Here is a 10,744-nt window from a genome sequence, read left to right on the forward strand (position 1 = left end):
CGAGACGCGCGCCGGATGCGGTGGGTCGGGTCAGCTCCGCGAGTGCCCGTAGCGGTCGTAGACGCGGTTGCGGGCCGCCCGCTCGGCGGCGGGCAGGCGCTGCGCGTCGGCGATCTCGTAGACGCCGAAGGTGTCGCGCAGGCGCGAGGCCGGGTCGACCTCGACGAAGGTGCACCAGGGCAGCCAGTGGTGGTGGCTGCGCAGGGTCTGGGTCGCGAAGTCGCCGCTCTCGTGGCCGAGGCCGGGCATCGCGTAGCCGATGCTGCCGTCGACGTCGGTCGACTGGCGGGTGTTGCGGTGCAGGAACTCGGCGAAATCGAGGTAGTGCTCGTCGCCCGTGATCAGGTGCAGTCGGTAGTAGCTGTACGAGCAGGCCGCCATGTAGACGTCGGCGCCGCCGCCGAGGGTGATGATGCTCTGTCCGCTGATCGAGTACCGGTTGAAGGGATGCGCCCAGGGCGCGCGGACCGGGAAGGTCCACGCGTAGGTCCAGGTCTCCGTGTAGTCGGCGGCGCGGACGGCGCCCTCCAGCCAGCGCGGCTCCTCCGTCAGGTCGTACAGCGCGAGGAAGCCGAACAGTCCGTAGATGCCCGCCTCCTTGTCCTGGATGTCGGCGTTGTCGCAGGTGCCGCCGCGGTACTCCAGCGTGCGGTGGATGTTCGCGAACGACCACTCGCCGGCGCGCACGGCGGACGCGCGGTAGCGCCCCTCCCCCGTCACGAGGTGCAGCTGCACGAGGAAGCGGATCACGCTCGGGGTGTTCGAGCGCGAGTCCATCCGCACCGAGCCGTCGGCGTTGTAGGCGCGGTGGAAGCTGCCGTCGGCGTCCTGCACCTCGAGCAGCCAGTCGGCGGTCCGCCGGCAGAACTCGAGCCAGAGCGGGCGCTCGTCGCCGAGGTCCCGCAGGTGCAGGTAGGCGTCGAGGATCGCCTCGACGCCGTCGGCGAGCATCCGCAGGTAGTGCGGGTACGGCTCGAAGCCGCCGAGCGAGGGGTTGAAGCACATCCGCGGCGGGCCCGACTCGGGCAGCGCGGTCCGCGCCCAGAAGTCGACGATGCCGACGCCCTGCTCGAACGCCTCCGGCACGCCCTCGCGGTCGCCGTAGCGCAGCAGCTGGTAGCCGATGCCCGGCTGCTGCCCGACGAAGCCGAACTGGAAGGAGACGCTCGAGACGTCGAGGTCCGGCAGCTGGCAGGCGAACGGCAGGCCCCAGGAGTCGCCGTAGCGGCGGGTGAGGCGCTGGAGGATCGCCATGCCGTGGTGGAAGTGCCGCTCGTTGTCGACCTCGAACAGGTCGTCGCGGAGCCGGGCGTAGGTGCTGCGCCAGGTGGCGCGCATCATCGTCGCGAAGTCGTCGTACCGGCCGAGGTCGACCGCGACGGCGTAGCGCTGGCGGAAGCCGACCTCGACCGGGTGGTTCACCCGCTGCAGGGCCTTCGGGGCGGCGTCGTAGTCGAGGCCGGAGTAGGGGTTGTCGATCGGGCGCTCGCCGTCGGCGCCCGGGTGGACGTAGTCGATCGACAGGCCCGCGGGCGGCACGTCGAGCGGGGTCCGCACGCCGAAGCCGTAGTAGAGGTAGTTCAGCGTCGTGCCCTGCGGGCGGCTCAGGCCGATCGAGCCGACGGTGCACTCAGGGTCGGTGAAGTTCTCCGAGCGGACCACGTCCAGGCGCGGCAGCGTCGCGTCGGCCGCCCAGCGCGAGAGCGCCACGGTCTCGCCGGTCGCGAGGCTCTGCGCGGCGAACAGCGGCAGCGCGTAGTGCGTCTCGGTGCGCCAGAAGTACTCGCTGCCGGGGTCGCGGCCCATCGCGTCCGCGGGCCCGAAGGCGTTGTCGCGGTACCAGGCGCCGGGGGCGAAGCACTCGTAGTCGCGGAGGTCGTCGGACCCGGTCAGCCCGAGCGAGACGGCGGTGGAGAAGCCGAGGTCACCGCCGGCCGCCAGCACCTCGACGTCGCGGTGCACGGAGAAGCCGTCGCCCGCGACGCGCCAGACGTCGGTGACGGCGAAGGCCGACCCGGAGCGGACGGTGATCGTCCCGCTCGCGGTGATCGCCCCCTCCGACAGCGAGACGTCATCGTAGGGCGCGCCGGAGTACTCGCTGATCGCGGCGACGGTCTTGACCGTGACGCGCAGCGGCCGGTCGTTCGCGTAGAGGACGCGCTCGCCCGCGAGCACCTCGAGGCCGCCCGCCTCGACGCGGAGGGTGTAGTCGCCGGAGCGCAGTTCCACGGTGGTCTCTTCCCGGAGGGTCATCTCAGCTCTTCTCGTCGTGCGCGCGGGGGCCGGCCGGTCGGGCGGCCCCGGCCGGCTCGTCCTCGAGCCGCTGCGCCCCCGGATCGAAGCGCCGCGAGCCCGGCCGGAACAGCAGTGCGACGCCGCCCTCGACCAGCCCCGCGAGCAGCAGCAGGATCGCGAACGGGATCAGCGAGATCTCGGCCCACGCGCCCATCACCGGCATCACCAGTCCGGCCGCTGTGAAGCTGACCGTGCCGAGGATCGCCGTGACGCTGCCCGCCTCGCTCGACGGGCCCTGCAGCGAGAGGTACTGCACCGGGGCGAAGCCGAGCGAGCGGCCGGCCAGCGCGAACGTCAGAGCGCCGACGACGACGAGCAGCGGCTGCGTGCCGGTGAGCGCGAGCACCGCGACCACGACGGCGCCGAGCGCCGTGACGATCGCCGAGGCGAACATCGCGAACCGGGGTCCGAACCGCGGCACGATCACCCGTCCCGTCGTCTGCCCGACCGCGATCGTCACGAGCGAGGTGACCAGGAACAGCAGCCCGTACAGGTCGGGCCCGACCGCGTAGACGTTCGTGTAGAGGAAGGGAGCGGTCGCGAGATACGCGAAGCCGACCGACCAGCCCGCGGCCGAGGCGGCGGCGAGCGCCAGCACGCGCGGCCGCCGGAGCATCCCGAAGGAGTTGCGCAGCGACGGGCCGAGCCCGCCCTGGTGCCGCCGCTCGCGGGGCAGCGTCTCGGGCAGCACCAGGAGCGCGATCACGGTCGCGAGCGCTCCCCAGGCGGCGACCGCGAGGAAGGAGCCGCGCCAGTCGATCACCTTGGTCAGCTGCGCGCCGACGGAGGGCACCAGGATCGGGAAGACCGAGACGATCACGGCGAGGTTCGCGAGCATCGTGACGAGCCGCTTGCCGCTGTAGAGGTCGCGGACGATGGCGGTGACGACGACACCCGCGGCGGTGCAGGCGGCGCCCTGGACGAAGCGAGCCGAGAGCAGCACGGCGGTGTCGGAGGTCATCGCCGCGACGAGGCTCGCCGCGATGTGCAGCGCCGCCGAGACGCCGAGCGGCCACTTGCGGCCGACCGCGTCGCTGAGCGGTCCGGAGATGAGCTGGCCGGCCGCGAAGCCGAAGGTGGCGCCGGTGACGACCAGCTGGGCGGTCGCCACCGAGACGCCGAGATCGTCCTGCAGCGTCGGCAGGAACGGCAGCACCAGGTCGATGGTGAGCGGCCCGAAGCCGACGAGCATCGCGAAGATCGGCAGCAGGAGGCGGCCGCGGGGCATCGCTTGGACGGCGGGGGAGGCGGTGGAGGCGGTCATGAGCGCGGAGCGCAGGTCACGGAGGGGATCCTGTCCATCAGCTCCCGGCCGAGACCAGGAAGTAGAGCGAGAAGGGTTCGTCGACGACCTCGTGCAGAGGCCGGAAGCGGACGGCGGCGGGCTGGCCGACGGCGCGGTATCCGCGCAGCCACTGGGTCCACTGCCGCTCGTTGTCGGGGGCGAGCAGGGCGGGGGCGTCCTCGAGGCGCCCCCGCAGCGCGATCTCGCGGTCGACGAGGCCGGCCAGCACGATCGGGCCCTCGACGAAGGCGACCGTGCCCGGCTCGTCCGGGATCGGCACGGCGCGGATCTCGGTGCCGAAGGCGAGGTCGACGCTCGTGCGGCCGCCGGGGTGCTCGATCAGGAGCGCGCCGTCGCCCGCCCGGACGCGCTCGGCGTCGCCCGCGACCCCCGGCTCGCCGACGGTCCACTCCGGCACCCGCAGCCGCACGTGCAGCGCGACCCCCTCCTCCGAGACGATCTCGACCCGGATCCGCGAGGCGGTGGGGCGGTGCACGTCGCCCGCGGCACCCGCGTTGGCGTCCGGGCCGACGTAGCCGGCGGTGTCGAGCACCTCGACCCGCACCGCCGCGTCGCCGGCGGCGGTCGGCAGGCGCAGGCTCGCGTCGACGTGCTGCGCGATCGTCAGCTCGGCGTCGCCGCCGCGGTAGAAGACGAGCCCGGAGTGGCGCGTGTGCGCCTGCACCAGCGTGCCGTGGCAGCACCAGAAGTCCTCGGTCGGGCTGCCCCAGTCCTTGCGCGCGCCGCCCTCGAGCGGCAGGAAGTAGGCGACCATCCCGGTCCGCGGGTTCTGCTGGGCGAGGAGGCCGTTCCAGAGGTTCCGCTCGATGTAGTCGGCGTAGGCGAGGTCGCCGGTCCAGCGCAGCAGCACGTCGGCCAGCCGGATCATGTTGTAGACGACGCAGTGCTCCTGCGTCTTCTCGCCGCGGCGAGCGGCGAACGCGAAGGGCGGCGTCCAGATCTCGCCGGAGGTCTGACCGCCCGTGCAGAAGGTGCCGCGGAGGGTGACCGCCTGCTCCCAGTAGGCCTCGACGATCCTCCGCCAGCGCTCGTCGCCGGTGACCTCGTAGGCGCGGGCGGCGCCGAGGACCTCGGGGATCGTGGTGTTGGCGTGCATGTTGGTCAGCACGTCGCGGCCCTCGAGCAGGCCCTCGAAGAGGGAGCGGCGGTCGTAGCGGCCGAGCAGCTCGGTGTAGACGGGGTCGCCGGTGATCGCGAGGAGGTCGGCCCAGACCTCGAGCATGCCGCCGGTCTCGACCTCGAGGATCTCCTGGAACTCGGCGTCGTCGAATCCGCGGACCCACTCCAGCAGCGGGACCGTGGCGGCCCGCGCCATCCGCAGCGCCCGCTCGTCGCCGAGGTCGAGGTGCAGGTCGACGAGGCCCATCAGCAGCTTGTGCATCGCGTACTGCGGCGCCCAGACGGGGCGGCCGGTCGCGAGGCGGTCGAGGTAGCCGCGCGGGATCGCCCAGATCCAGCCGCCGCCGTTCTCCTCCTGGCAGCGCTCGAGTCCGTCGAGCACGGAGTCGATCCGGACGCGCAGCAGCGGGTCGCCGGTGACCGCGACCTCGCGGGCCGCGGCGGAGAGCCAGTGGCCGAGGAAGTGCCCGCGCAGCTGCGAGCCCGGCGTCTCCCAGCCCCAGTGCCGGTCGAGGCCGCGGGCCTCGCGCGAGTCCTGCGAGGGGTGCAGGTGCCAGCCCTGGTCGCCGATCCCGGCCTCGATCAGGAAGTTCTGCAGCAGCCCCTCATCGGTGAGCGAGAGGAGGTAGTCGCGGTTGAGCCGCCGCCGCGCGTCGAGCACCCCGCGCTCCAGGCGGGTCTCGTGCGGGGCCGGGTGGGTCAGCGGCATGGGCGCTCCTCGTCGAGGCGGTGGGTGGTGGGGATGAGCGGTGCGAGCGGTGGTCGATCGGCGCGGGTCGATCCGCGCGGTGGTCCATCCGACCGAGGGTCGAGATCGATCTCTCGCTGTACTCAGACCAGGATCGACGATAGGAATGGGGACATGCAATCCCCGAGAGTGATCCATCTCGTCGCCGATGACGTGTCCGCCCTCCTCACTCAGTCGGGAGGCGACCTGCCCGTGCTGCTGCACTGGGGTCCGCGACTCGACGCGAGCGACGACGATCTCGCAGTTTTCGCAAGAACTCCCGTGCGGACGGGGATCGAGGGCTCCTCCGACGTCCCCTACGAGCCCGGAATCCTGCCCGAGCACACCTTCGGCTGGGCCGGCCTGCCGGGTCTCCGGGTGCACCGGGAGGGCGCCGGCTGGTCGCCGAGACTGACCGTGGACACCGTCTCGGTGGACGGGGAGGCCCTCGCGGAGGGCGCGGTCGCGCAGGCCGGCAGCGCCGCTGTGACCGTCGAGGCGCACGCCGCGCAGGCCCGGATCGGGGTCGTCGTAGAGATCGTTCTCTCTCCTGCCGGACTGCTCAGGACCCGCGTCTCGGTCCGCAACGACGGCGCCGGGCACCTCGAGGTGATCGGCGTCGACCCCGCCCTCCGGATCCCGACCGAGGCCCGCGAGATCCTGGACTTCTCCGGCCGCTGGGGCACCGAGAAGATCCCCCAGCGCCACCCCGTCGTCACCGGCACCCACTCCCGCTCCTCGCGGCGCGGCCGCACCGGCCTGGACGCGACGACGGTCGTCGCGGTCGGCACCCCCGGCTTCGACTCCGCCGACGGGCGGGTCTGGCTCTGCCACGTCGGCATCGGCGGCAACCACGAGCACGCGGTGGAGCGCGGCGACGGCTGGCTCGCCTTCCGCGGCGGCGAGCTGCTCCTGCCCGGCGAGGTGCGCCTCGCGAGCGGCGAGAGCTACTCCTCCCCCTGGATCTCCGGCAGCTTCGGCCACGGCCTCGACGCCGCGGCCGCCCGCTTCCACGCCCACCTCCGCGGGGTCTCCCGCTCCTCGCGCCGGCTGCGCCCGGTGACGCTCAACGTCTGGGAGGCGGTCTACTTCGACCAGGACCTCGCCGTCCTCGCCGAGCTGGCCGACCGCGCCGCCGCCCTCGGGGTCGAGCGCTACGTGCTCGACGACGGCTGGTTCCTCGGCCGCAGCGACGACCGCGCCGGCCTCGGCGACTGGACGCCCGACCACGTCGCCTGGCCCGACGGCCTCCTCCCCCTCGCCGAGCACGTCCGCGGCCTGGGCATGGAGTTCGGCCTCTGGGTCGAGCCCGAGATGATCAACGAGGACTCCGACCTCGCCCGCGCGCACCCCGACTGGATCCTGCGGGCCCGCGAGGAGCTGCCGCCGCGGTTCCGCTTCCAGCAGGTGCTCGACCTGACGAATCCCGACGCGTTCGCGCACATCCTCGGCGTGCTCGACGGCCTGGTCGCCGACCTCGGCATCGCGTACCTCAAGTGGGACCACAACCGCGACCTGATCGACGCGGGCCACCCCGCCACCGGGACGGCCGCGGTGCACGAGCAGACGCTCGCGCTGTACCGGCTGATCGACGAGCTGCGCGCCCGGCACCCGGAGCTCGAGATCGAGAGCTGCGCCTCCGGCGGCGGCCGGGTCGACCTGGGGATCCTCGAGCGCACCGACCGCGTGCACACCTCCGACAACCAGGACCCGCTGGACCGCTCGCGGATGCTGCGCTGGACCGGGCTGCTCGTGCCGCCGGAGATGCTCGGATCGCACGTCGCCTCGCCGGTCAACTCCGTCACCGGTCGCACCAGCGACCTGCACACCCGCTGCGCGATCGCCTTCCTCGGCCACTTCGGGATCGAGTGGGACCTCCGCGAGCTGGACGCGGAGGAGGAGCCCGTGCTGGCGGGCTGGATCGCGGCGTACCGCGAGCACCGCGGCCTGATCGCGACCGGCCGGGTCGTCGGGGGCGACGACTCCGACCCCGACGCGCCGTCGCTGCGCGGCGTCGTCGCGCCGGACGGCTCGGAGGCGCTGTACACGCTGGTCACTCCCGCGCTGACCGCGGACTCGCGCCGCCGCGTCCGCCTCCCGGGCCTGGATCCGCGGGCGCGCTACCGGATCGAGACCGCGCGCCCCGGTTCGCTCGGCCCGCCCTGGCAGAGCCCGCACTGGCTGGAGTCGACGGTGCCGCTGGACTCCGACGCCCCGGCCCCCGCCTACTCGGGGAGCCTGCTGGGCGAGGCGGGCCTGGACCTGCCGACCTTCCACGCCGACCGCGCGATCGTCCTGCGGCTCGTCCGCGAGACCGCGTGAGCACCGCCGCCGACCCCGGCGTCCTCGACACCGCCGGCACCGCCGCCGACCCGTCCGCCACCACCCTGGAGCACCCCGTGAACAGCACCGTCACCGTCGACCTCGACCGCCCCGGCGCCACCATCAGCCGCCACCTCTACGGCCACTTCGCCGAGCACCTCGGCCGGTGCATCTACGACGGCTTCTGGGTCGGCGAGGACTCGCCCGTTCCGAACGAGGGCGGGATCCGCCTGGACGTCGTCGAGGCCCTCCGCGCCCTCGACATCCCCAACCTCCGCTGGCCCGGCGGCTGCTTCGCCGACCGCTACCACTGGACCAACGGCATCGGCCCGCGCGAGGAGCGTCCCGGCCTGATCAACACGCAGTGGGGCGGAGTCGCGGAGGACAACTCCTTCGGCACCCACGAGTTCATGGCGCTCTGCGAGCTGCTCGGCGCCGACGCCTACATCTCGGGCAACATCGGATCCGGCACCGTGCAGGAGATGGCGGACTGGGCCGAGTACCTCACCGGCGCGGGCAAGTCGCCGATGGCCGATCTGCGCCGCTCCCACGGCCGGGAGGAGCCGTGGACCGTCCGCTTCTGGGGGCTCGGCAACGAGACCTGGGGCTGCGGCGGCAACATGCGCGCCGGCGCCTACGCCGACCTGGCGCGGCAGTTCGGGACCTTCGTGCAGAGCGGCAACGACACTCCGCTCTACCGCGTGGCCGCCGGAGCCGACGGCGCCGACACCCACTGGACGCAGACGCTGATGGAGGTGATCCCCGAGATCGAGGGGCACCCCTTCTCCTCCGTGCCGTGGGAGTCGGTCTCGGTGCACTACTACACGATCGGCGGCAGCTGGCACGCGAAGGGCAGCGCGACCGACTTCGACGCCGACACCTACTGGAGCACGATCGTGGCCGCGCAGGGGATCGAGGAGCTGCTCCGCTCGCACGCCGCGGTGATGGACGTCCACGACCCCGAGAAGAAGTACGGGATGGTGCTCGACGAGTGGGGCACCTGGTGGGACGTGGAGCCGGGGACCCACCCGGGCTTCCTCTTCCAGCAGAACACGATCCGCGACGCGATGGTCGCGGCCTGGCACTTCGACGTCTTCCACGGCTTCGCCGACCGCCTGACGATGGCGAACATCGCGCAGACGGTGAACGTGCTGCAGGCGATGCTGCTGACGGACCCGGACGGCGGCGAGATGGTCCGCACGCCGACCTACCACGTGTTCGAGATGAACAAGGGGCACCACGACGCGACGGTGCTGCCGACCACGGTCGCCGGCCCGACGCACGCGGTCGACGGCCGCGAGATCCCCGTCGCCTCCGCCTCCGCCTCCACGAAGGACGGCCGCGTCCTGGTCTCGCTGACGAACGTCGACCTGGAGGAGCCGCTCGAGGTCTCCCTCGACTTCCGCGGTGGAACCGTGACCGGCGCGACCGGCCGCCTCCTCACCGCCGACCGCCCCGACGCGCACAACCGGCCCGGCGCCGCCGACGAGGTGAGCCCCGTCGCCCTCGAGGGCATCGAGACCACGGCGACAGGCCTGCGCGTCACGCTGCCCCCGCACTCCTTCGCGACCGTGACGCTGGAGCTGTCGTGATCGCCGCGCGCACGGAGGCCGCCCGCCGCCCGCCGATGGGCTGGAACAGCTGGGACTGCTTCGGCGCCTCGGTGACGGAGGAGGAGGTGCTCGCGAACGCCGAGTACCTCGCCGAGCACCTCCTGCCGCACGGCTGGGACACGGTCGTCGTCGACATCCAGTGGTACGAGCCCGATCCCGGCACGAGCGACTACCAGGAGGTGTCGGAGCCGGTGCTCGACGACTGGGGACGCCCGCAGCCCGCCGTCGGCCGCTTCCCCTCCGCGGCGACGGGCGGATTCACGGCGCTGGCCGCGCGCGTGCACGCCCTCGGCCTCCGCTTCGGCGTGCACCTGATGCGCGGCGTCCCCCGCCGAGCGGCCGAGCTCGGCCTGCCGGTGCTCGGGGCGGAGGCGACCTGCGCCGACATCGCCGACCGCGGGAACGTCTGCCCGTGGAACCCCGACAACTACGGAGTCGACATGAGCGCGCCCGGCGCGCAGCAGTACTGCGACTCCGTGATGGCGCAGCTGGCCTCGTGGGGCGTCGACTTCGTGAAGCTCGACGACGTGCTCTACCCGCCGATCCAGGCGGAGGAGATCGCCGCCCTCTCCCGCGCGATCGACGCGACCGGCCGCCCGATGGTGCTGAGCCTCTCCCCCGGCAAGCAGCTCTCGCTCGAGAACCTCGAGCTGCTGCGCTCGACCGCGCAGATGTGGCGGATCTCGGACGACTTCTGGGACGACTGGGCGCACCTGCACGAGCAGTTCCAGCGGGCCGCGCGCTGGGCGCCGCACCAGCGCCCCGGCGCGTGGGCCGACGCCGACATGCTGCCGCTGGGGCGGATCGGCGTGCGCGCGCACGTGGGCGAGGACCGGCTCTCGCGGTTCACGCCCGCGGAGCAGCGGACGCTCGTGACGCTGTGGTGCCTGCTCCGCTCGCCGCTGATCATGGGCGGGCACCTCCCGGACACGCCCGCCGACACCCTGGCGCTGCTGACGAACGACGACGTCCTCGCGCTGCTCGGCAGCGACGGCAGCCGCGAGATCGTCCGCGACGGCGACCTGGTGGTGTGGTCGGCGTGGCGCGGCGACGAGCAGTGGCGCGGAGTGTTCTGGCTGGGCTCGTCGGCGCGGTCCTACTCCGCTCATCTGGCCGACCTGGGCTGCTCCGGCGCGACCTCGGCCGTCGATGTGTGGAGCGGCGCCGAGCTGCCGATCGTCGGCGGCGCCGTCGAACTCGAGCTCGAGCCGCACGGCTGCCGCCTGCTGCGCCTGGCCTGACCCGCGGTCGCCCGCTCCTGACGGTCCGGAGGCCGTCGCACTCGAGCTCGAGTGCGGCGGCCTCCGTCGTCTCGGCGCGTCCGCCGCCGCCTCCGCTCGCGAGTGCGCAGGAGTTGTCGCA

6 protein-coding genes are annotated in these 10,744 nt (G+C 73.2%); 3 read left to right on the forward strand and 3 right to left on the reverse strand.

Features of this window, described 5'->3' with window-relative positions; genetic code table 11:
- Positions 1-30: 30 nt before the first annotated feature.
- The 3 genes from C5C82_RS12305 to C5C82_RS12315 are packed head-to-tail and all read right to left on the reverse strand — an operon-like array spanning position 31 to position 5,429.
- On the reverse strand, positions 31-2,253 hold the full coding sequence (locus C5C82_RS12305; RefSeq protein ID WP_219814846.1) for a hypothetical protein: 2,223 nt from the start codon (positions 2,251-2,253) through the stop codon (positions 31-33).
- Between the two features lies 1 nt (position 2,254).
- Positions 2,255-3,559: a multidrug effflux MFS transporter gene (locus C5C82_RS12310; RefSeq protein WP_104297241.1), complete on the reverse strand. Its 1,305-nt coding sequence runs from the start codon at positions 3,557-3,559 to the stop codon at positions 2,255-2,257.
- A 37-nt stretch (positions 3,560-3,596) separates the two neighbouring features.
- A complete protein-coding gene (locus C5C82_RS12315; protein ID WP_181134445.1) occupies positions 3,597-5,429 on the reverse strand; it encodes a beta-L-arabinofuranosidase domain-containing protein in 1,833 nt (610 codons plus the stop codon).
- A gap of 153 nt (positions 5,430-5,582) precedes the next feature.
- On the opposite strand from C5C82_RS12315, the gene C5C82_RS12320 reads away from it, so the two are divergent.
- The 3 genes from C5C82_RS12320 (at position 5,583) to C5C82_RS12330 (ending at position 10,623) form a co-directional block, all read left to right on the forward strand.
- Positions 5,583-7,769, forward strand: coding sequence for an alpha-galactosidase (locus tag C5C82_RS12320; protein WP_104317143.1), 2,187 nt, complete (start codon positions 5,583-5,585; stop codon positions 7,767-7,769).
- 77 nt (positions 7,770-7,846) lie between these two features.
- Positions 7,847-9,361, forward strand: coding sequence for an alpha-N-arabinofuranosidase (locus C5C82_RS12325; protein WP_104249818.1), 1,515 nt, complete (start codon positions 7,847-7,849; stop codon positions 9,359-9,361).
- Positions 9,358-10,623, forward strand: coding sequence for a glycoside hydrolase family 27 protein (locus C5C82_RS12330; RefSeq protein ID WP_258062972.1), 1,266 nt, complete (start codon positions 9,358-9,360; stop codon positions 10,621-10,623). Before C5C82_RS12325 ends, C5C82_RS12330 begins: the two co-directional genes overlap by 4 nt.
- Positions 10,624-10,744 lie beyond the last annotated feature (121 nt).

Source organism: Rathayibacter sp. AY1D5 (genome assembly GCF_002932515.1).
Lineage (GTDB): Bacteria > Actinomycetota > Actinomycetes > Actinomycetales > Microbacteriaceae > Rathayibacter.

Coding starts and splice junctions, on each gene's coding strand:
- C5C82_RS12305 (WP_219814846.1), bottom strand. CDS start 2,253: ATGACCCTCCGGGAAGAGACCACCGTGGAACTGCGCTCCGGCGACTAC.
- C5C82_RS12320 (WP_104317143.1), top strand. CDS start 5,583: ATGCAATCCCCGAGAGTGATCCATCTCGTCGCCGATGACGTGTCCGCC.
- C5C82_RS12310 (WP_104297241.1), bottom strand. CDS start 3,559: ATGACCGCCTCCACCGCCTCCCCCGCCGTCCAAGCGATGCCCCGCGGC.
- C5C82_RS12315 (WP_181134445.1), bottom strand. CDS start 5,429: ATGCCGCTGACCCACCCGGCCCCGCACGAGACCCGCCTGGAGCGCGGG.